General features: G+C 70.0%; 18 protein-coding genes and 1 tRNA gene. 9 read left to right on the plus strand and 10 right to left on the minus strand.

Annotated elements, in window-relative coordinates; genetic code table 11:
• The first annotated feature begins 71 nt into the window (after window positions 1–71).
• On the plus strand, window positions 72–1,337 hold the full coding sequence (locus tag ABZO31_RS13695) for a M6 family metalloprotease domain-containing protein (RefSeq protein ID WP_406861451.1): 1,266 nt from the start codon (window positions 72–74) through the stop codon (window positions 1,335–1,337).
• Here the strand turns inward: ABZO31_RS13695 and ABZO31_RS13700 are convergent.
• Both ABZO31_RS13700 and ABZO31_RS13705 read right to left on the minus strand, forming a co-directional pair.
• Window positions 1,324–3,069, minus strand: a complete 1,746-nt coding sequence (locus ABZO31_RS13700; RefSeq protein WP_406861452.1) for a class I adenylate-forming enzyme family protein — start codon at window positions 3,067–3,069, stop codon at window positions 1,324–1,326. The two genes, ABZO31_RS13695 and ABZO31_RS13700, sit on opposite strands and share 14 nt — an antisense overlap.
• Before the next feature lie 127 nt (window positions 3,070–3,196).
• Window positions 3,197–3,859, minus strand: coding sequence for a GOLPH3/VPS74 family protein (locus ABZO31_RS13705; RefSeq protein WP_406861453.1), 663 nt, complete (start codon window positions 3,857–3,859; stop codon window positions 3,197–3,199).
• A gap of 110 nt (window positions 3,860–3,969) precedes the next feature.
• On the opposite strand from ABZO31_RS13705, the gene ABZO31_RS13710 reads away from it, so the two are divergent.
• Window positions 3,970–4,045: transfer RNA gene (locus tag ABZO31_RS13710), tRNA-Arg, on the plus strand.
• Between the two features lie 42 nt (window positions 4,046–4,087).
• Here the strand turns inward: ABZO31_RS13710 and ABZO31_RS13715 are convergent.
• On the minus strand, window positions 4,088–5,701 hold the full coding sequence (locus ABZO31_RS13715) for a site-specific integrase (protein WP_406861454.1): 1,614 nt from the start codon (window positions 5,699–5,701) through the stop codon (window positions 4,088–4,090).
• Window positions 5,698–6,381, minus strand: a complete 684-nt coding sequence (locus ABZO31_RS13720) for a helix-turn-helix domain-containing protein (protein WP_406861455.1) — start codon at window positions 6,379–6,381, stop codon at window positions 5,698–5,700. The genes ABZO31_RS13715 and ABZO31_RS13720 overlap by 4 nt, the downstream gene beginning before the upstream one ends.
• A gap of 130 nt (window positions 6,382–6,511) precedes the next feature.
• Here ABZO31_RS13720 and ABZO31_RS13725 point away from each other — a divergent pair, with 130 nt between their 5' ends.
• The 6 genes from ABZO31_RS13725 to ABZO31_RS13750 all read left to right on the plus strand — a co-directional run bounded on the left by ABZO31_RS13725 (window position 6,512) and on the right by ABZO31_RS13750 (window position 13,036).
• Window positions 6,512–6,706: a hypothetical protein gene (locus ABZO31_RS13725; protein ID WP_106962285.1), complete on the plus strand. Its 195-nt coding sequence runs from the start codon at window positions 6,512–6,514 to the stop codon at window positions 6,704–6,706.
• 233 nt (window positions 6,707–6,939) lie between these two features.
• Window positions 6,940–8,217 carry a DUF3631 domain-containing protein gene (locus ABZO31_RS13730; RefSeq protein ID WP_406861456.1) on the plus strand — a complete coding sequence of 426 codons (1,278 nt, stop codon included), beginning with the start codon at window positions 6,940–6,942 and terminating at the stop codon, window positions 8,215–8,217.
• Between the two features lie 422 nt (window positions 8,218–8,639).
• The gene (locus tag ABZO31_RS13735; RefSeq protein WP_406861457.1) at window positions 8,640–9,494 is read left to right on the plus strand and encodes a DUF2637 domain-containing protein; all 855 of its coding nucleotides are present in this window, start codon (window positions 8,640–8,642) and stop codon (window positions 9,492–9,494) included.
• A 397-nt stretch (window positions 9,495–9,891) separates the two neighbouring features.
• Window positions 9,892–10,452 carry a MobC family plasmid mobilization relaxosome protein gene (locus tag ABZO31_RS13740; protein WP_406861458.1) on the plus strand — a complete coding sequence of 187 codons (561 nt, stop codon included), beginning with the start codon at window positions 9,892–9,894 and terminating at the stop codon, window positions 10,450–10,452.
• Window positions 10,449–12,164: a relaxase/mobilization nuclease domain-containing protein gene (locus tag ABZO31_RS13745; RefSeq protein ID WP_406861459.1), complete on the plus strand. Its 1,716-nt coding sequence runs from the start codon at window positions 10,449–10,451 to the stop codon at window positions 12,162–12,164. The genes ABZO31_RS13740 and ABZO31_RS13745 overlap by 4 nt, the downstream gene beginning before the upstream one ends.
• Window positions 12,165–12,385: 221 nt before the next feature.
• A complete protein-coding gene (locus ABZO31_RS13750) occupies window positions 12,386–13,036 on the plus strand; it encodes a DCL family protein (RefSeq protein WP_406861460.1) in 651 nt (216 codons plus the stop codon).
• Between the two features lie 223 nt (window positions 13,037–13,259).
• Here ABZO31_RS13750 and ABZO31_RS13755 read toward each other — a convergent pair whose 3' ends face one another.
• The 6 genes from ABZO31_RS13755 to ABZO31_RS13780 form a co-directional block, all read right to left on the minus strand.
• Window positions 13,260–14,432: a serine hydrolase domain-containing protein gene (locus tag ABZO31_RS13755; protein ID WP_406861461.1), complete on the minus strand. Its 1,173-nt coding sequence runs from the start codon at window positions 14,430–14,432 to the stop codon at window positions 13,260–13,262.
• A 54-nt stretch (window positions 14,433–14,486) separates the two neighbouring features.
• Window positions 14,487–15,056 (minus strand): 2OG-Fe(II) oxygenase, encoded by a 570-nt coding sequence (locus ABZO31_RS13760; protein WP_406861462.1) that lies wholly within the window; start codon window positions 15,054–15,056, stop codon window positions 14,487–14,489.
• Window positions 15,053–16,432 carry a cysteine--tRNA ligase gene (gene cysS / locus ABZO31_RS13765; protein ID WP_406861463.1) on the minus strand — a complete coding sequence of 460 codons (1,380 nt, stop codon included), beginning with the start codon at window positions 16,430–16,432 and terminating at the stop codon, window positions 15,053–15,055. Before cysS ends, ABZO31_RS13760 begins: the two co-directional genes overlap by 4 nt.
• A 51-nt stretch (window positions 16,433–16,483) precedes the next feature.
• On the minus strand, window positions 16,484–17,413 hold the full coding sequence (locus ABZO31_RS13770) for a hypothetical protein (protein WP_406861464.1): 930 nt from the start codon (window positions 17,411–17,413) through the stop codon (window positions 16,484–16,486).
• Between the two features lie 13 nt (window positions 17,414–17,426).
• The gene (locus ABZO31_RS13775) at window positions 17,427–18,548 is read right to left on the minus strand and encodes a sugar-transfer associated ATP-grasp domain-containing protein (RefSeq protein ID WP_406861465.1); all 1,122 of its coding nucleotides are present in this window, start codon (window positions 18,546–18,548) and stop codon (window positions 17,427–17,429) included.
• A 103-nt stretch (window positions 18,549–18,651) separates the two neighbouring features.
• Window positions 18,652–18,855 carry a hypothetical protein gene (locus ABZO31_RS13780; protein ID WP_406861466.1) on the minus strand — a complete coding sequence of 68 codons (204 nt, stop codon included), beginning with the start codon at window positions 18,853–18,855 and terminating at the stop codon, window positions 18,652–18,654.
• A gap of 420 nt (window positions 18,856–19,275) precedes the next feature.
• Between ABZO31_RS13780 and ABZO31_RS13785 the strand changes: the two genes are divergently transcribed.
• Complete coding sequence (locus tag ABZO31_RS13785) at window positions 19,276–20,616, plus strand: helix-turn-helix domain-containing protein (RefSeq protein WP_406861467.1); 1,341 nt, start codon at window positions 19,276–19,278, stop codon at window positions 20,614–20,616.
• The last annotated feature ends 98 nt before the right edge of the window (window positions 20,617–20,714 follow it).

Below are 20,714 nucleotides of genomic sequence, written 5' to 3' on the forward strand. Positions count from 1 at the left end.
ACCACCCGTCACAGGCTGATCGGACAGCGCAGTACGGACCCGGCCGGCTGCCGCGCACCGAAGGCGACCGCATGCAGCAGACCCGCCGGCGGATACGCAGACCCCTCGCCCTGGCCGCGGCCGGGGCGCTCGCGCTCGCCACCCTGGCCACCGCGAGCGCGACCCTCCCCGGGCCCGCCCCCGCATCCGCGGGCCCCGCCCCCGCCGCCGAGGCCCTGCTCGGGCCGTGCCGGATCACCACGGCGCTGGGCGTGCAGATGTCGGAGGGCCTGCCGACCGCCCCCGGGTACGTACGCTCCACCGGCCGGATCCGGGCACTGACCCTGATGATCGACTTCCCGGACGCGGAGGGCGAGGGGACGGCGCTGAGCCGGTTCCGGGAGTTCTTCCCGCAGACCTCGGACTGGTTCCGGGTCAGCTCGTACGGCCGGCTCGTCTACCAGCCGGAGACCCCGCTGGACGACTGGCTGCGGATGCCGATGCCGTTCGCCTCGTACGGGATAGAGCGCGGCTCACCGTACGAGCCGGGGTACCGCAAACTGGTCGAGGACCTCGTGAAAGCCGCCGACGCGGAGGTCGACTTCAGCGCGTACGACCTGGTCAACGTCCTGGTGACGCCGAACGCCGGCCCCTCCGCACTGGACACGGTCCTGTCCGTCACCTTCTCCGGGAACGACGAAGCGCCGTACGCGGACGGTGTCCCGCTCTCGAACACGTCCTTCGTCTACAGCCGCCAGGACGACGGCTCGGGCTCGTACGAGGAGACCGGCTACCGGGTGCTGCCGCACGAGAACGGCCATGTCTTCGGCCTGCCCGACCTGTACACCGTCGACGGCGGCGGCACCGTCGGGCACTGGGACATCATGTCCGAGGACTGGGGGGCCAACAACGATCTGCTCGGCTGGCACAAGTGGAAGCTGGGCTGGCTCGACAACGACCAGGTGCGCTGCGCGTCGGCGACCGGCGTGCACGAGTACGAGCTGACGCCGCTGGCGGAGGCGGGCGGGCCGAAGCTGGCGTTCGTGCCGCTGTCGGAGCGGTCGGGGTACGCGGTGGAGGTCCGTACCCGGGACGGCAACGACGAGGCGGTCTGCGAGGCGGGGGTGCTGGTGTACCGGGTGGAGTCGGACGTGGACACCGGGCACGGGCCGATCAGCATCTCGGACAGCGACCGGGACAGCGGCGGCTGCACGCGCCGCCCGAACGTCCACGCGGAACTGTCGGACGCGCCGTACCGGCCGGGTGAGTCGTTCACGGACCGGGAGAACGGCATCCGGATCGCGGTGGTGTCGGAGGGGGAGGACGGCAGCTACCGGGTCAGGGTCAGCCGCTCGTGAAGAGCGTGCCGCTCGTACTGCCGGTGCTGCTGGTGCTGTCGGTGCCGCTCGTGCTGCCGGTGCTGCTCGTGCTGCTGGTGAAGAGGGCCGCGAGCTCGCGCTTGAGGACCTTCCCGGTGGCGTTCCGCGGCAGCGGGACGTTCCGTACGAGGACGTGCGCGGGCACCTTGAACGCGGCGAGGCTCCGTCCGACATGCGCCCGCAGCTCGTCGGCGCCGGTGGTCGCGCCGTCCTTGAGGACGACGGCGGCGGCGACCTCCTCTCCGAGCGTGGGGTGCGGGACGCCGAGGACGGCGGCGTCGGCGACGTCCGGATGGTCGTACAGCGCGCCCTCGACCTCGACGCAGTACACGTTCTCGCCGCCGCGGATCACCATGTCCTTGATCCGGTCGACGATCGTGACGCGCCCGTCGGCGTACGTGGCGAGGTCGCCGGTGCGGAACCAGCCGTCCGGGGTGAAGGCGGCGCGGGTGGCGGCCTCGTCGCCCCAGTAGCCGCGGACCAGGCACTGACCGCGCAGCCAGAGCTCGCCGATGCCGGAAGCGGGATCGGGGTCCTCGATGCGCACCTCGGAGGCGGGGGCGGGGCGGCCGGCGCTGTGGGGGTGGGCGCGGTACTCGGCGCCGAAGTTCGCGAGGACGCCGCCGCAGGTCTCGGTGAGGCCGTAGCCGTTGCGGGGTTCGATGTGCTCACCGAGGAGGGCGGTCAGGCGGCCGACCAGGCCGGGCGGGGCGGCGGCGCCGCCGGTGTTGAAGTGGCTGAGGGTGGCGAGGCGGTCCGTCCAGCCGCGGCGCTCGACGAGGTCGAGGAGCTGGAGGGCGGTGGTGGGGACGCCGGCGTAGTGGGTGACGCGGTGCCGCTCGATCAGGTCGACGGCGCGTTCGGCGTCCCACTTGCGCATGAGGACGAGGGTGCCGCCGGCGGCCATGAGCGGATAGAAGGAGGTGAAGGCGGCGACGTGGAAGAGGGGGAAGGTCGTCAGGGAGACGGGCGTGGGCCCCGCCCCCGGGATCCGCCCGCGCAGGAGGGCGGAGACGGCGGCGTGGTACCGCGGGTTGAGGGCGGCGCCGACATGGGCGCGGTGGGTGGCGACGGCGCCTTTGGGCCGGCCGGTGGTGCCGGAGGTGTAGATGATGGTGGCGTCGTGCTCGGGAAGGACGTCGACGGGCGGCGGCCCGAGGAGGGGATCGTCGTCGGGGGTGTAGGCCACGAACCCGTCAGGAAGGGAATCGTCGCCCGGGGGATGAAAGACAACCCCAGGCACACCACGCCTACGCCCCCACTCCCGCACCCGGGGAAGCCGCTCCCCGTCGACAAGCAGAAGGCCGGGCTCGCAGTCGTCGAGCGCGTACGCGAACTCGTCCTCGGTCCACCAGGCGTTGAGCGGCACGGCGACGAGCCCGGCGAGCTGGGCGGCCCAGAAGGCGACGAACCACTCGGGATGGTTCCGCATGGCGATGACGACCCGGTCGCCGGGCCGCAGTCCGTACGTGTCGACGAGCCGCCGCGCGAGCCCGGAGGCAGCGGTGAAGAACTCCCCGTACGTGTACGTCCGCTCCTCCCCGACGAGGAAGAGCCGCTCCCCGAACCCCCAGGTGGCCTCGACGAACTCCCGCAGCGTCGCGGGCCCGCCGGCGTAGTCCCCGTCCCGCACGGCGAAGGGCGCACCGTCAGAGGTGAGCCGCGCGACGGCGCGCGCGTAAGCAAGCCGCTCCTCGTCACCGCCGGCCATCACGCCTCCTTGGTCGCCCTACCTGAGGCCCGACGCTAGGCGCCCCGAAAGTACCCCGTCAAACCCTGTGGACGCCCCTGTGGGCGAGCCTGAGGACGCGCCTGTGGATGCCCTGTGGACGAGGGGATCAGCTGCCGGCCGCGATGACGGTGACCATGGTGACGCTGGTGATGGCGGCCTGCATGTCGCGGATGGCGGCGCGGACGTGCTCGGCCGCCCATTGCCCCTCGGCGATCTGCGCCATGCGGCCGACGACGTCGCGGCGGGGCAGGTCGGGGAAGGCGAGCCGGTGCAGCTTGGCGGCGTGGAGCAGGGCGATGAGCCCAGCGGTCCGCTCGTCGGGCTGGGCACCCCGCAGCACGACGGCCCTCAGCCGCTCCCGCAGCTCGGCCTCGACGTCCGGGGCGGCCTCGGGGTAGCGCCGCACGGGGAAGAGCCCGAGGGCCATGTGCGTCTGCTCGACGACGATCCCCCGCGCGCAGAGCCGCTCGAGGGTGGCGCGCACGGCCCTGGCCTGGTCCTTGGTCAGCCAGTCCGCCACCCGCCGCCGCCCACGCCCCCCGATCCAGCCCCGCATGAGCTCGACCCGCTGGTCAAGCAGCGGCTCACCGACGGCCCCGGCATCGACGACGGCGAACTGCTTCCCGCTGACGACCACCCGCCCGTCCAGCACCAGATCCAGCAGAATCCCCCCGGCGACGGCCCACCCGGCAGCCTGCCGCTGCTTGGCGGACCCGGACGCGTCGTCGAGCGAGAGCAGCATGATCTCCTCCGCCAGCGTCACACCCATCTCCGACTCCCCCTCAAGATCACCTCTGCCCCCACCCCCACAGACGCCCAGCCCGAGGCCCGGGTTCCCCGGCCCCCTCCCCCACCCATCCGCTACCCTGTTCACGACTCGCCTTCGTAGCTCAGGGGATAGAGCACCGCTCTCCTAAAGCGGGTGTCGCAGGTTCGAATCCTGCCGGGGGCACCAAACGCATGACCCTGACCTGGGGTTTCTCCTCAGGGAAGGGGCTTATTCGGCCTCGGACGTCTCGTCCGGGGCCGTTTGCGTGCGCGCTGCGTGAGCGGACGGGGTGGCAGCCCCCGAAATTTCCCCCAACCGATCAGCACCATCCGGCACGTCGCGAGGGGCGCGTGCACGCGGGACGAGACGGGCCGCAGCCTCGGCGATCGCGAGATCCGCCTCGGGAAGGAGGCTCGTGTACGTGTCCGCCGTGATGGTGATCGAGGAGTGGCCGAGCATCTCCTGGATGTCCTTCAGATCGGCGCCGGCCGCGTGGGCGAGGGTCGCCGCGCCGTGGCGCAGGTCGTGGAGCCGGACCGGCGGGAGGCCGATCTCCTCGTACAGCTCGATGAAGCGGCGGGTGACGTTGGCGGGGTGGAGCAGTTCCCCGTTCTCGCGCGTGAAGACGCGGCCGGTCTCCACCCAGGCGGTCCCCCACTTCTCACGCTCCTCGTCCTGCCGAGCGCGGTGCTGGCGCAGGACCTCGACCGTGTTCGCGTCCAGGGCGATGGTGCGCGCACCCGCGTCGGTCTTGGGGTCGTCCTCGTAGACCTCCCAGCCGTCGACGACGAGCTGCTTGGCGACGGTGATGAGACCCGCGTCCAGGTGGGTGTCGGTCCACTTCTGCCCGCACGCCTCCCCACGGCGGAGCCCGCGGAACGCGATCAGATGGAACAGCGCGTACAGGCGGTCGTCCGCCGCATGGTCGAGGAAGAGGCCGGTGTGCTCCGGCGTCCAGACCATGACGGACGAGGACTTCTCGCCGGTGCGCTGCCAGTGCAAGACCCGTTCCTCGGTCCACACAAGCGCCTTGGGCCGCTTGCCCGCTTCCAGTTCGACGTGAGCGGCCGGATTGAAGGTGATCATCTGCTGCGCGATCGCGGAGTTCAGAGCGGCGCGCAGGGTGGAGCGGACGCGCTGGCGCGTCGCCGGCCCGACGATGCGGCGGTACGGCTCCATGTCGGCAATGGCCGCCTTCATCGCCTTGCGGCGAGCGCGCGGCTCGCGCCCCTTCCACGGGACCCGGGCCAGCTCTTCGAACGCCTTGCGCCGGGCGGCGTTGCCCTCGGCGATCTCGACGTTGTCCTCGGCGATGGCCTCGAACATCTCCGAGAGGTGAGAGACGCGGAGACGGTCGAGCCGCAGGTGACCGATGCGCGGCTTGAGGTGGACGCGGATGTTGCTCTCGTCGCGGCTGATGGCGCTCTGACGCCCCTTCTTGCCAGCCAGCCACATGTCCAACCACTCACCGACGGTGAGCCGGCTGATCAGGTCCAAGCCGTGGCTGAGGCGGCGCCGGGTCGACTCGATGTTCGGCAGCGGCGCCTTCTCGGCGGCCACGGTCTCCAGAAGCTGGGCGATCTGGGCCAGGGCTTCGGGGTCGTCGGACTCAGCGAGCCCCAGGAGGGCACGCACGTGGTCGAGGTCGGCCTGGGCTTCCTTGAGGGTCTCGTAGCCGGCGCGGCTGAAGGAGCGACGGGTGCCGTCCTCACGAGGGGGAAGCTCCTGACGTATGGAGTAGGAGCCGTGCTTGCGACTGGAGAGCTTGGGGCAGTTCTTGCCGAGCGGCTTCCCGGTGTGGGGGTCGCGGCAGTAGCAGCGGCGGTGGGTGGAGCCCTTCAAAGGCGTTCCTCCGGGGTGGTGTTGGGGTCGGTTTCGGGTGGGTCGACATCGCCCAGTGCGGGTGGCAGGTCGGGTGGGGTGGCTCCCTCGTCGCGGATGTCCCGGCGGAGGTGGCGGAGGTTGTACTTGGCGGAGATGGCCTGGTCGGCGTATTCGGTCCGCCTGCGTTCGGCTTCTTCTTGCTGGGCGCGGCTGGTGGCCGTCTTGGCGGCGAACCGTGCCCGTTCTTCCTCTTCGAGCGCGGCGAGCGCGGTGCGCGTGAGTCTGGCGTGAAGCTCGAAGTCGGGGACCATGCCCGCGTCGCGTTCGGGCACCTCCTGTTCGCCGGTGAAGCGCCGTAGGGCGTCCCAGGTGGGGACGAGCCTCTGGAACGGAAGCTCCTGGGTCTGATCGACGTACCCGACCGGGAAGATCAGGCAGACCGGGTACGTCTCCAGGGCGGCGGCCAGGACGATGACGTCCACCAGCGGCAGGTTGGCCCGGCGTCCGGACTCCATGTTGGCGATCACGTTGCGCGGGATCGGGTGCCCGAGCCGCTCGCACTGGTCGGCCAGGTCCTGTGCGCTCCATCCCATCTCCTTTCTCCGTCGCCGGACCTCGCCGGCCACGTTGGCCTTGATCCGGTCCACCCACTCGGGGAAGTCGTCGTCCTCTTCATCATCGAAACCATGTTGTGTCATGCAGACACAGTAGCTCGCTCATGATGGTTCCTGGACGCCTGGAGCCGGACGTGTTGGGCATGTTCGCCGAGGGCTGTGACGAAAGGAGCGCCGCGTGCGCGATGAGGTGACGGCCGAGCAGGCGAAGGGCATGACTCGCGAGGAGCTGCTGGCCCTTCCTGTTGCCGTTGACCTGGACACGGGCAACCGTGCACTGGGTCTCGGGCGGAGCAAGGGTTACGAGCTGGCCAAGCGGGGCGAGTACCCGTGCAAGGTCCTGCGCCTGGGGAAGGCGTACCGCGTGGTGACCGCAGATCTGCTCAATCTGCTGGGGCTGGCCGCGTGAGGGCGAGGCAACATAGCAGGCGGTTCTGCGCTGAGCTGACACAGAAGCGCTGGACTGTGGCCAGGCGTGGACGTACGGTTCGTGGTCCCTCGCGGTGGCCTGCTGCCCGCGAGAAGGGGATGGGCCCCCGGCGGTGCGACGCCGGAGGCCCGAGCAACCCCGAACGGCCCTGGAAGAACCAACCCGGCGGCAAGGGCGTGCGAGCCCGCCACCGCCAGACGAGGAGCTGCCCTGTGGAACACCCCGAACCCCAGCCCTATTCCAACCCCGACAAGCCCGCGTGGCCGCCGGTCCCCGTCCCTGGCAAGCCCGGCGAGTACATCGGTCAGGCTTCTGCCGCCGACGACGTCGAAGGCGCCGTGGCGGACGAGCCTGCCGAGGAGACGGAACCGGACCCCGAGCCGACCGCAGGATCGTCCCTGCTGGACGAACTGCGTCGACAGATAGCGAAATTCGTGATCCTGCCCTCCGAGCAGGCGCTCGACGCGGTCACCTTGTGGGTGGCAGCGACGCATCTGCAGCCCGCGTGGCAGCACGCCCCACGCCTCGCGGTGGTCGGCCCGGCGAAGCGGTGCGGCAAGTCCCGGCTGCTCGACGTGCTGACCGAGACGGTCCACGAGCCGATGCTCACGATCAACACCACGCCGGCGGCGGTCTTCCGCTCGATCACCGAGGAGCCGCCCACGCTCCTCGTGGACGAGGCGGACACGATCTTCGGCACGCCGAAGCAGGCGGAGAAGAACGAGGAGATGCGTGGGCTGCTGAACGCCGGCCACCAGCGCAACCGGTACGTGACACGGGTAGTCGGCAACGACCACACACCCCACCGGTTCGCCACCTTCGCCATGGCAGCCATCGCCGGAATCGGCGACCTGCCCGACACGATCATGGACCGGTCGGTGGTCATCCGCATGCGCCGCCGGGCGGAAGGCGAGAGCGTCCGGCCCTTCCGGTCGCGGCGGGACATCCCCGCACTCCATGACCTGCGCGACCGCATCGCCGCCTGGGCGGCGCCCCTGGTGGACGAGGCCGCAGATCTGGAACCGATGATGCCGGTCGAGGACCGGGCCGCCGACACCTGGGAGCCCCTGGCCATCGTCGCCGACCTCGCCGCCGGAACCTGGCCGCGCCGTGCCCGTACCGCGTGCGAGCAGATGGTCTCCGCCGAGGCGGCGGCCGAGGAGGACCACCCCAGCGGGGCCCGCATCCTGGCCGACATCCGGCGCGTCTTCGTCGCCCAGCGCGAGGTCGACAGCCTCTCCACGGAGGAGCTGATCCACCATCTGCGCCAGGATCCGGAGAGCCCGTGGGCCGAGTGGGGGCGCAGCGGGCTGAGCCCGCGGGACCTCGGCTCGATGCTCCGGCAGTTCGGCCTCAAGCCCGGAAACGTCCGCATGGCCGACGGAACCCAGCGCAAGGGCTACATGCGCAACAAGTTCCTCGACCCCTGGCGCCGCTACTGCCCGACCGTCCACCCGGTCGACGCCGCACCCACCCTCCCCCAGGGCTGACCCCGCCCCGCCCCCGCTGGTTGCCGTCCTTGCCGTCCCTGCCGTGATCTCGCAGGTCACAGGGCATACGCGCAAGACGGCAACCGGGCCCAAGACGGCAACACGATCACCATCGCCGTGCAGACCGCCGGGACGTCGCCTGTATCCGTCTTATGCCGTCCCACTCGTACGTGCCGTATCGCCGCAGGTCACCGGCCGTGAGGCCAAGACGGAAAGCCGATCCGTGCCGTACCCGCCAGGGCGGGGCCAAGACGGGCACTGCCCGGGCCTGCCGTACCGGCCCTGACCTGCGCTTGCAACGGCCAGGACGCCCAAGACGCTGCACACCACTACCCCAAGGAGTATCCCGCTTGACTCTCCTCTCCCGCCTTCGACCACTACGCCGCACGCAGCCGGGTAGCAGGCCCGGTGAGGGGCAGCCGATGGCAACTGGGCGCACTGCCGAACGGTTCGCGCTCATCGCGGCCGGAGTCGTCATCGTCCTCCTGACGGCCGGAGCGTTCTGGCTCTCCTACGCGCACCTGGCCGACGTAGCCGGCCAACACGGCCTCGGCAACTCCCCGATCCGCCGCTGGGCGTGGCCCGCCACCCTCGACGCGTTCATCGTCGCGGGCGAGCTGCTCATGCTCCGCGCGAGCCTGCGCCAGGTCACCGACTTGTGGGCCATAGCTGTGACCGCCATCGGGTCGGTCGGATCCATCGCGCTCAACGTGGCGGGTGTGAGTGGAACGAGCGACGCCCGCACTGTGCACTGGCTCGACTACGTGGTCGCCGCAGTCCCGCCGACCGCCGCGCTCCTTGCTTTCGGCGTTCTGATGAGGCAGATCCACCAGCTCGTCGAGCGGCCCGACGGCCACCGAAAGTCCGTGTCCGTCCCGGAGTCGATGCCCCTGGCCAAGGTGGTCGTCCCGCTGGCCACTCCTGGCGAATGCAAGGATCGCGGCGACGGGTCGACGGAGCATCCCGACCCCGATCGTCTGGCCGACACCGCGACCCCGCCCGGCGGCGAGGCCGTCAGCAAGCCCCCCAAGCCGACCGGAGCACGGCCTCGGCGTACCGGGCGCCCGCAGGACATCTCCGATGACGAGATCCGGGCCATCGCGCGCGAGGTCATGACCCGTACGGGAACCGCTTCCCCTACCGAGATCGTCGAAGAGATCCGCGTCAACCGCGGCCGCAAGGTCGGCAACGGCCGCGTGAAGAACGTCTGCGACGAGCTGAACGCCCGAAAGGCCGAGTCAGGGCCCACGGTCGCAGTCGGCAGCAGCACCGGCTGAGCCGTCCGCAACGATGCCCTTCGGTGGCACCGGAAGTACTTCCGGTGCCACCGAAACCCGTCGGCCCCCGCACCGACCCCGCCGGACCCGCCTCCGCCACCAGGCCACTGCCCGCACTCCTCCACAGCTGTGGACAGCCAACTGCCTGCTGCACGTCGCCTGGCCTTCCACGTCGGGCCTGCCTGTCCTTTCTGCCTCATCCGGAGAACTGCCCATGACGCGCCACACACACGACTCGCACGATGCCGGAGTCGTCCCGGACGAGCTGTCCGTGCCGACGAAGTCCCCTACGCTGCTGGGACGTTTGCGGCTGGCGTTCGGACGGGCTGCTCCTGGCGGAGCCAGTAGTACCCCGAGTCCGACTCAAGGCCGGTCTTCGGGGATCTCCGCCCCGGGGGTGGCGGAGACGGCCCGACGCCAGGGGGCGCCGGACCGGGAGGTCGGGACCGAGGGCGGCCCCGACCCGGACGAGCTCCACGCCGTCCAGCAGCAGATCCTCCGCCCCGCACTCGCCGCCGATCCTCCGGTCGGCGAGCGAGCGGTGCAGAGCGTCCAGCCGGCGATCCGCCGTTTCACCGGCACCAAGCGGACCGTACGCGTCGGACCGCTGCGCTTCACCGGCGACGAGCACAACGCGCTCCAGGAGGCCGCCGCCGAGAACGGCTACAAGGGGGAATCCGGCTTCGCCGCCGACATCGTCCTCGCCTTCATCACCGGCCAGTTCACCGCGAACCTGCCGCTGTCCGAGGACCGCCGCCGTACCCACATGTTCCGCGCCCAGGTGCTGCGCGAGCTCAACCGGATCGGCGTCAACGTCAACCAGATCGCCCGCGCGGTGAACAGCGACCTCACCCCACCCGACATCCGCCACCGCCTCGACGAGCTCCACCGCCTGCTGGAGCTGATCGCCGAGGCCCTGCGCGAACCGACCGAATCCAGGAAGGACCAGGCCGCGTGATCGCCGCCATCAAACCGGCCGGGTCCAACACCCGTGGCCTGCTCGCCTACCTCTACGGCCCCGGCCGCCACGACGAGCACACCGACCCGCACATCGTCGCCGGCTTCGCCATGCTCGGCATGCCCGACCCCGGCCGCGACCCCGACGCCACCCTCACCCAGCTCGCCCGCCACCTCGACGCACCCGTCCATCTTCGGAACAGCGAGTTCGGCAAGAAGATCGCCGACCACGTCTGGCACTGCCCCGTCCGCACCGCACCCGAAGACCGACACCTCTCCGACACCGAGTGGGCCGACATCGCCCAGCGGATCGTTGAAGCCGCCGGCATCGCCCCACCCGGCGACGACCTGGCTTGCCGGTGGATCGCCGTACGCCACGCCGACGACCACATCCACATCCTCGCCACCACCGTCCGAGAGGACGGCCGCCGCCCCAGGCTCCATGACAGCGGCATCCGCGTCGGCGACGCCCGCCGCCAGATCGAGACCGACTACGGCCTGCGCCAACTGAAGAAGGGCGACCGCACCGCCGGCCGCAGGCCCACCCAGGCAGAGATGCACAAGGCCCAGCGCCTCGGCTGGGAGCAGACCAGCCGCAACTGGCTCCAAGACCACATCCGCGCCGCCATCCCCCACGCCGGCAACACGGAGGAACTCCTCGCCTACCTCGAAGCCATGGGCATCGCGGTCAAACCCCGCCGCGGACCGTCCGGAGACCTCCTCGGCTACGCCGTCGGCCGCCCCGGCGACCTCAACAAGGACGGCGAACAGATCTTCCACCCCGGCGGGAAGATCGCCCCCGACCTCACCCTCCCCAAGCTCAAAGCCCGCCTGGAGACCACCGCGCCGGAGGAACACCCCACCGCCCGCCGTGACCAGCCCGCCACCCCCTGGCACCAGGCCACCGACGCCCTCGACACCCTCCACCAGGGGATGACCGACGACACCCACGCCCAGGCCCACATCACCGCGCTCGGCGACCTCATCGAAGCCACAGCCCAGAAAGCCCCCGATCACCTCCAGGCCGAACTCCGAGCCGCCTCACGGGCATTCGCCCGCGCTCAGCGCTCCCAGATCCGAGCCGAGAACCAGGCCGCCCACACCCTGCGCCGAGCGGCCCGGGACCTCGCCCACACCCCCACCGGCCCCGACGGCAGCGCCCTGGCGACCCTGCTCACCGCCCTCGTCTGGGCCACGATCGTCGCCGCCCGCTGGCACGAGGCGAAGAACCACGCCCACCAGACCGAAGCCGCCCGCCAGACCCTCCACCACCTCCAGGCCGCCGCAGACCAGGCCCTCACCCCGATCGTCGGCAGCCTCGCCACCCGCCGGCCGAACGATCAGGCCCGCCGGACCCTCGCCCACGACGTCCGGGCCGCCGTCCCCGACCACGCCGACCGCATCCTCACCGACCCCGCCTGGCCAGCCCTCGCCGCCGTCCTCGCCGACGCCGAAGCCAGCGGCCACAAACCCCACCAGCTCCTCAAGGAGGCCGCCGCCCAACGCGAACTCACCACCGCCCGCCAACCCGCCCGCGTCCTGATCACCCGCATCCAGCACACCAGCCGCAACCCCGCCCCCAACCCCCGCGCCGAAGCCGCCCGCCGCCGCACCACCATGGCGCCCGCGCCCGGCGGACCTCAGGCCCGAAACCTCTGGCCCACCACGGCACCCACGACGCCCGTTGAACAACGGCATCGACGGGGCCGATAGGCGCATCCGGCTCCCCAGACATGGGCAGGCGCTCCCTTACGTCCACGCTGATCACGACAAGCGCGCGATGGTGTTCACTCACCTCGTCGAGGACCGGATCACCACCAAGGACGCTGCCTTGCGGAAGACCCACACCGCAGGCGCCGTTGTAGGCGTAGCGTCGGACCGGCCGCTGAGGTGCGTCGCGGCTGAGCCAGAAGATGGAACGGAAGGATCGGGCCGTGGCTGAGTTCTGGATTGGGCATCGCCGGTACCGGACGAAGGGGGAAGCGCAAGAGGCTGTGCGCGAGGTGCTGTATCGGTACACGGTGGGGAGCATCGTGGACCAGGAGGAGGATCACCTGCTTCTGGTGGACCTTCTCAACATGCACCACGAAGCGGAAGACAAGATCGGTCCGGGGGTTGAAGCCTTTGCGATCGCCCCGCCGCAGCGCGGCCCGTATCCCGGCTTCGAGGTGATTCGCACGGACGGGAGTCGCATCGACTTTTCGTATCAGACGTGTCTGAAACCGCCGACCTACCGCCAGCAGGTCCTGAACGTGATGCGGGACGAGGTCAAGACGACCATCAACACCTACTTCGAGTCCCGGAAAGCGGCTGGCTCTCTGATCTCGGACCAGTCCGGTACGCCGTTGGAGAGCACCAACACTGCCGTGAGCTACTTCCGGGGCCCCTCGTTCGTGGACATCGCTGAGGAGTTCGCCGAGATGGTAGGCGGGTGGGAAGCGATCGAGTTGACTCCATCCACCGAACCGGGACTCGGACGGTTCAAGGACCGCGACCTGGCCGCGCGCTGGTTCAGCCACCACCAAGAGCGCGCTGTGCTCGGGCTTCTGTCAACGCGGGAGAACCAGCGCCGGCCTCGCAGGTGAATCCCCGGGTACCTGTCCCTTAGTTCACCCGATGGCAAGGTCGCCGACAGGCGCAGGGCCGCGAAGAGATCACATGAATGGCGACCTGGACGAACTCGCTCGCGCAGAGTTCGTCCAGGTCGCGCACTGTGCCAGCTCGGGTGTCGTCGCGTTCCACCAGGATCCTCGTCTGCGCCTTCACCTCATCCTGCTGACCTGCGCAATCAGCTTCAGAAAGAGGTGCTTACGCTAGCGACTTCCGCACCGCTTCGGTCAGCGAAGCCGCCCGCACGTCGTCGGAGCCGCTGACGATGTGGTTCATCACGTAGCCGAAGCCGATGCCGTGCTCGGGGTCGGCGAAGGCGAGGGAGCCGCCGCGGCCGGTGTGGCCGAAGGCGTGCGGACCGGTCATGAGGTTGCCCTCGGTGGGCAGCATGTAGCCGGTGCTGAACCGGCTTGGGAACAGCAGCACCTGGTCCTTCCCGCTGGCCTGCTCTTCCGTTGCCGACGCCAACGTCTCCCGGGCTAGCAGGCGCACGCCGTCGACTTCGCCGATCAGGGCGGCGTACATGCGGGCGAGTGCCTGTGCGGTGCCGATGCCGTTGGAGGACGGAAGTTCGGCGGCTTGTACCTCGGGGGATTCGAAGTCGATCGCGGCCGGGTTGGTGACCGCGAAGGCCCGGTTACTGAAGGAGTGCGGGTCGCGCCAGGCGGCGACCTGTTCGCGGAGTTCCTCGGGAACGTCCTCGGGGGGAACGGTGGTGAGGTCGACGGCCGGGCGCTGGTACACCATGCGGCTGACCCGCTCGCGTTCGCTCGCCGGCAGGCCGATGAAGAAGTCCAGCCCGAGCGGGCGCGCGATCTCGTCGGCGAAGAAGCGGCCCGGCGAGCGGCCGGAGACGCGGCGGATCAGCTCGCCGACCAGCCAGCCCCAGGTGCGACCGTGGTACCCGTGTGCGGTGCCTGGAGTCCACAGCGGGCGCTGGGCTGCCAGCGCTGCTGCCATGGGGTCCCAGGTCAGTGCCTCGGCCAGCGGCAGCGGTTCGTCGAGGGCGACGAGACCGGCCTGGTGGGACAGGAGCCAGCGCACGGGGATGTCCGCCTTGCCGTTCGCCGCGAACTCCGGCCAGTACTTCGCCACCGGCGCGTCGAGGTCGAGCATGCCGCGCTCGACCAGCATGTGCGCCGCGGTCGCCGTGGCTCCCTTGGTTGCCGAGTAGACCAGCTGCAGGGTGTCCTGCGCCCACGGCCGGCCGGTGTCGACGTCGGCGACGCCACCCCACAGGTCGACCACCGGCCGGCCGTGCCAGTAGACGCACACGGCCGCGCCGATGTCCCCGTGCTGGGTGAAGTTCGCTGCGAACGCCTCGCGGACCGGTTCGAACCCGGGCGCTACCTCACCGTTGATCGTCGTCATACCGTTCATCCTGGCAGCCGCGCTGCCCTCACTGACAGGGGAACTGGCCTCTCTTCAGAGGCATTCGGCGTCGACGCGTACGACAAGCGTCACGCGTTCGCCCCTCGTGATCGGCCGTACGCCGTGGATGTGGTCGCGGGTGGCGGGGAAGGCGACCAGGGTGCCGCAGGGCGGCTTGATCTCCTGGGCGGGGTTCTCGAAGAACAGCTCGCCGCCGCCGTAGGAGTCCGGTGTGTTGAGCCAGACCACGAGGGTGAGGTCGCCGCCGACGACGGGCTGGCCGTTGGTCCGGGCCCGTTCGCGTTCGATGTCGGTGACCTCGTCGTGGTGGGCGACGAAGCCGACGCCGGGGCCGTAACGGTAGACGACCGCCGGCTGGCTGGGTATGCGCGTCGGGGCGATCTCGAAGTGGCTGCGGACGTGGTCGGCGCAGTGGGAGATGACCGCCTCCTGCAGGTGCGTCGGAATCTCGACGTACTCGCTCTTGCGCAGCGATTCGTCGATGACGCCCTGGTAGGTACGCGGGCGGGCGGTGTGGTTCTTCACGTGGTCCATCAGCGCTCCGCAGAGGCTGAGCGGAATGGCGCTCTCTACGACGAGCGGTAAGCGGCTCTTCCAGGTCATGAGATGGTCTCCTTCCACCAACGGGTGCCCTCGGGCGAGTCCTCAAGGACGACGCCCTGCTGGGTGAGCTGGTCGCGGATCGCGTCGGCCTCGGCGAACTTCCTCGCCGCGCGGAGTCGGTCGCGTTCCTTCACGAGTTCGTCGACGGCGGCGTCGCTCTGGGCGGAGCCGGGGATGTCGAAGGTTCCGAAAAGGTTGTTCACGTCCTCGATCAGTCGCAGGGCGGCCGGGCCGGCCGGCTCCTCCATGCGGTTCTGCTCGCGGATGTACTGGAACAGGGCGGCGAGGGCACCGGGGGTGTCGAAGTCGTCGTCCAGGCGCTCGCGCATCTCCTTCCAGGCGTCCGTCGCCCGTGCGCTGTTCGCCTGGCTGTCGGTGTGCGCGGGATCGATGGTCCGGGCGAAGTTCTCGATCCGGCGGCGTGCCCCTCGGGCCTGCTCCAGGGTGGAGTCGTTCAGCTCCATCGAGGAGCGGTAGTGCTGGGAAAGGAAGGCGTGCCGCAGAGTCCGGAAGTCCGTCCGGGCGAGGGCGTCGCGGATGGTGAGGAAGTTGCCGGTGCTCTTCGACATCTTCTCGCCGTCGACCCGCAGCAGACCGGTGTGCATCCAGTAGCGGGCCAGCGGCTCGATCCCGGAGGCGGCCTCCATCTGCGCGACCTCGGCTTCGTGGTGCGGGAAGATCAGGTCGACGGCGCCGCCGTGCAGGTCGTACGAGGGCCCGAAGAAAGTCTCCGTGATCGCGGTGTCCTCGATGTGCCACCCCGGCCGGCCCTGGCCCAGCTCGGTCTCCCAGTACGGCTCGCCGTCCTTGCGCCCCTTCCACAGGGCGAAGTCACCCGGGTTGCGCTTCTTCGAGCTGTCGTCGATCCGCGACACCGAGTCCTCGGGGCGCAGGTCGGTGCGGCCGGAGAGCTTGCCGTACGCGGGGAACGAGGCCAGGTCGAAGTACCAGCCGTCGTCGAGCTGGTAGGCGTGGCCGCGCTCGATCAGCCGCTTGATCTGGTCCACGATCGCGTCGATGTGGTCGTGGGCCCGCGCGTGGACGTCGACACGGGTGTTCCCCAGCGCGGCCATGTCCTCCAGGTACTGCTTCTCGAAGAGGGCCGCGATCTCCTCCGGCGGGACGCCCTGCTCCGCCGACCGCCGGATGATCTTGTCGTCGACGTCGGTGATGTTCTGGAGGTACGTGACCTTGTACCCGCTCGCCTCCAGGTACCGGGCGATGAAGTCGAACTGCGTGTACGTCTTCGCGTGCCCGACGTGGCTGGGGCCGTACACGGTGGGTCCGCACACGAACATCCGCACCTCGGCCTCCCGCTCGGGGCGGAACTCCTCGACCTGGCCGGTCAGCGTGTTGTGGACCTTGATCGACATCATGCCTCCTGTGTAAGCGGATCACGCAGCGTACTGACGCCCGGACATAAGCGTCTAACTGGAACCGCCGCGCTCGCCGAAGGGGACGAATCGCGGGGACGGAAGGGTGGCGAAGATCGCCGCCTTCTCCCCGAGAAGGTGGTGGTTGGCCTGCTGGTACGCCTTCCGCACGACCTCGATCGCCCCGGGGCTGAGGTCCATCCCGACCACGCGGCAGAACTCGCTCAGAGCCTCGCACCGCCGCTCAAGGTCGACCATCGACAGCGGATCGCATTGCTGGGCCTCGATCAGCAGGTTCTCCTGCTCGCTGCTGATGAGGCCGAGTGCGCCGAGGGAGTACAGCTTCCATTTCATGTTCGGCAGGAGCTGGCCCGAGCGGGCGTACATCCAGTCCACGACCTCGTCCAGCGCCCCGGAGAGGACGAAATGGCCTGTGGGCACTCCGACCCGCCGCGCCATGCGCAGCGGGATCTCGCGCACGTCCCAGGTGATCCGGTTGTGCAGCCGGTAGGTCTCGCCCTCCAGGCGCTGGAGCTGCTCGCGCGTCTTGTGGGAGATCAGTGCCCCGAAGGCTTCCTCGCGGTCGAACAGCGGCTCGCCCTTGTTCCCGTAGGCGTCGCACTTGTCGCTGTTCCACGTCGTGCGCGGGTCAGCCTCGTACTGGAAGAGGAGCTGGTGAACGTTGACCTCCATGCGCCCCCAGGGGACCGGCAGATGGAAGCTGAACTCCGGGATCCAGGCGGGGAGCCGGTCGCGGACCAGGGCGTACGTGTCCGCCGGCCGCGACCTCCACTCGTCCTCCTTGAGCGGGACGTCGAGGATGACGGCCAGGTCGAAGTCGGAGTCGGTGCTGAACCGCGTGACGTTGCGGGGCGCGACCGCCGAGGAGGACAGGACGTAGAGCGCCTGGACCTCGGGCATCGTCTTGAGCGTGTCGAGCAAACCTCCGGCAGCGGCGCGGGCCTGCATTCTCAGGTTTTCCACGGGAACTCCTTGGTCAGATGATCGGGCGATCCATCACGGAGCGGAGCGCGGGAACGAGCTCCAGCGCGACGCCACCGTGGGTGCGCTGGATGTGTGCGAGGGAGGGGCTGCTGTTGCCCTCGATGACCACAGGGCCGCCGGGCGTGAGGGCAATGTCCCAGCCGATGAAGGGCACCTGTGGGAAGAGGCGGGCACAGCGCTCGGCCAGCTCTCGGACCTCTGTCATTCGGGAGATCCGGTGATCGGCGAACGGCACCGAACTGACCTCGTGGCGGGTGTGGGCGTTCAGGTACCGGTCGTAGCCGTGTCGGTCGAGTCGCCCGTCGGGGTGGACTCGGATCTGCATGCCGCCGGCTGCCGAGTTGTCCGTGGTGCTCTTGGCGTCGCCGAGCTTCAACATCACGTACAGGACCTCGGCGGCGCCTTCCCGCAGCAGGGTGATCACGCGGAACGTGTTGAGGGCGTACGGGTTCAGCACGTTCAGGTCGGGGTGCTGCGGCACGTGCTGCTCCACCAGCCACGTGCCCCACCGCTGCGCGTAGGCCGGCAGGTCGAACGCGTCCTCGCCTGGGCGCACGATCATGACGCCGGAGCCACCGCTGGAGTAGCGGGAGGGCTTGACCACCACGCGCCCGAAGCCGGAAGCACGATCAAGGACGTCCGGCAGGGACACCGCTTCACCGTCGGACGTCACACCCGCACGGCGGTCACCGCTCGCTATGAGCGCGGGCTGCGGGATGCCGGCGGAGGCGAGGATCCTCTTGCAGGACGTCTTGTCGTCCAGGTCGATCGCGTCCCGGTTGACGCGGGGAAGGATCCGGTTGAACAGGGCCGTCTCGGGCAAGTACGAGCAGGCCCGCTCGGAGGACACCTCGCGCCGGTATCCGCCGTAGCGGAAGTAGTGGAAGGGCAGGCAGCGCCACTGCGCGGAGACCTTCACCAGGTCCCCCGCGATGCGCGCCAGACTCTTCCTGTCCTCGTCACGCAACATCGCCGGGAGGTGTTCGCTCCGCAGCTGCCGCACCTGGTAGGGGAGAAACCGCGCGCCGGAAACGCGGGGAAGAAGCTGGGTGCGGAACCACTCCTCGGTCACGGCCTGGCGGTGGTTGAAGCCGCGGTTCGCGGTACGTCTCATGGTGCTCCTCCCGTTTCTCAGTGGTCCGGGGTTCCGGCGATGGCCAACGTGACGACGAGCGCACTGACGACGATCACGTAGGCCACGACAGCGAGGCGCTGCCTCATCGGGCGGGGCCGATGTTGTCGGCGGCGGTCGACCAGGCGATGCCGTTCGCGGGCTGGATGTGGGCGATGCGGATGAGCCGGCCGCCGTGCCTCTCGTGGACGACGGCCGTCAGCTGCCCTTCACCGCGGCTCGCGATGTCGCGGACCAGGCGGTGAAGGAGGGGGTGGTCCTCCCGGCCTTCGGCATCGATCGGATTCACCGCTCGGACTCCTCGCGGTCGCTCGCTGCGCGCCGGAGGAATCTCTCCCACCCGGACTCGGCGCGTGCTCGGAGGGCCGGGCTCGGACCGGCCGGCGGCTCGGGAACCGTGTGCTGTCGTCCGCTGTCGCCGGGCGTACGGACGGGCAGAGGCTGGCTCATCACGATCTCCTCGGGGGTGGTGCAGCCCGTCACCCACGCGAGGGACGTCTATGACGGGCTGCGGTCCTGGGAGCCGTCCGGAGCGGGGCGGGGGAGCCGGTTAACCCGGGTGCTCAGCTCCGAACGGCGTGGGGCCCAGTGAACGGCCGTGGCCCACGGGCCCGGAACGTTTCCAGGGGGTTCCTCCAGCGAGAGAAACCCCCGTTTCTCGCACGCACGGGGAGTAGCCTCCTGACTACCGACCTGAGGGGAGGGTGGGATGTCTGACCCGATGGCTCTGCACCCGCTGACCTACGTGCGAGAAGGCAAGGGCTGGGGCAAGGCCGAGTTAGCCAGGCGCATGCGCGAACGCGGGGCCGAGCAGGGCGTACCGCTGGCCACCAACCGGACAACAGTCTGGAAGTGGGAGCAGGGGCAGGCGCCCGACGCGGACGCGCAACGGGTCCTCGCCGACCTGCTGGGCGTCCCCGAGGAGCACGTACGCTCGGTGCCTTGGCCCCGATGGTTACCGGCGTGGGAGTCGACGGCCCTGGCGGCCCCGTGGACTCCGGCCGGCACCGTGAAGGTATTCGCTGATTTGGTCAGGAGCGGCCACATGGATCGTCGTGGATTCCTGTCCATCACCGGCGTCGCACTCACAGGTGTCGCCGCCAACTGGGCAGCCGCACCCGAGGCGTTCGCCTCGGCAATTGACGGCGACCGCGTCACCGACGCGATGGTGACCACCATCGAAGCGCGCGTGGATACCCTCCGCACCCTCGACGACCAGATGGGCGGCGCCCGCCTCCTGGACCAGGCCACCAGCGACCTCGCACTGATCACCAGCCTGCTCGACCACGGGCGCTACACCGATGCCATCGAACACCGCCTGTACGCCACAGCCGCCCGCGTCTCCTACCTCGCCGGGTGGATGGCCTACGACAAGGGCCTCCGCTCCCTCGGCCAGCGCTACTACGTCGGAGCCCTCCGCAGCGCCCACAGCGCCAAGGACGAGGGCTTCGGCGCCTTCATCCTCGCCGAAATGGGCGTCCACATCTCCGACTCCGGCGACACGGCCGCACGCGTGAAGCTGATCGACACCGCCATCAGCAACGCCCCGTCGGCCCTCCCGCCTGCGGCGACCTCGTACCTCTACCTCCACCAGGCCGAAGCCCTGTCCCGGGACACCCAGCACGAGGCGGCCGGCAAGTCCCTCAACCGGGCCTACGACCTGTGGGGCACGCACCGCGAAGGCGACCGCCCTGACTGGCTGGGCTGGTACGGCGAAGCCCAGCTCAAGTCCACCGAGGGCAAGATCATGCTCCGCTCCGGCTTCCCCGAGCGAGCGACCAGCGCCCTCGCGGTAGCAGTGGACCAAGCAGTACCGCGAGACCGAGCTGTCCGGTCCGGCCGCCTCGCCACGGCACGGCTCGCCGCCCGGGACTTGGACGGCGCCCTGGACGCCGCCAACCTCGGCCTGGAGCTACTGGAGAACCGCGTCCAGTCCGACCGCGCACACGTCCGGCTGACGAAGTTCAGCAAGTACCTCGAACCCCACTCTGCGGTGCCAGCCGTAGGTGAATTCCGTGACCGCCTCCGGGCTCTGCCCGATGCGGTCTGACAGCACCGAAGACTGCATGCCCTCGCCTCAGTCCAGCCGCTGACTGGACTGAGGCACCTGGCGAGGCGATCACGTTTTCGGCGCTCTACTGCTACTGC

It is taken from the genome of Streptomyces solicamelliae (genome assembly GCF_045348655.1).
GTDB lineage: Bacteria > Actinomycetota > Actinomycetes > Streptomycetales > Streptomycetaceae > Streptomyces > Streptomyces solicamelliae.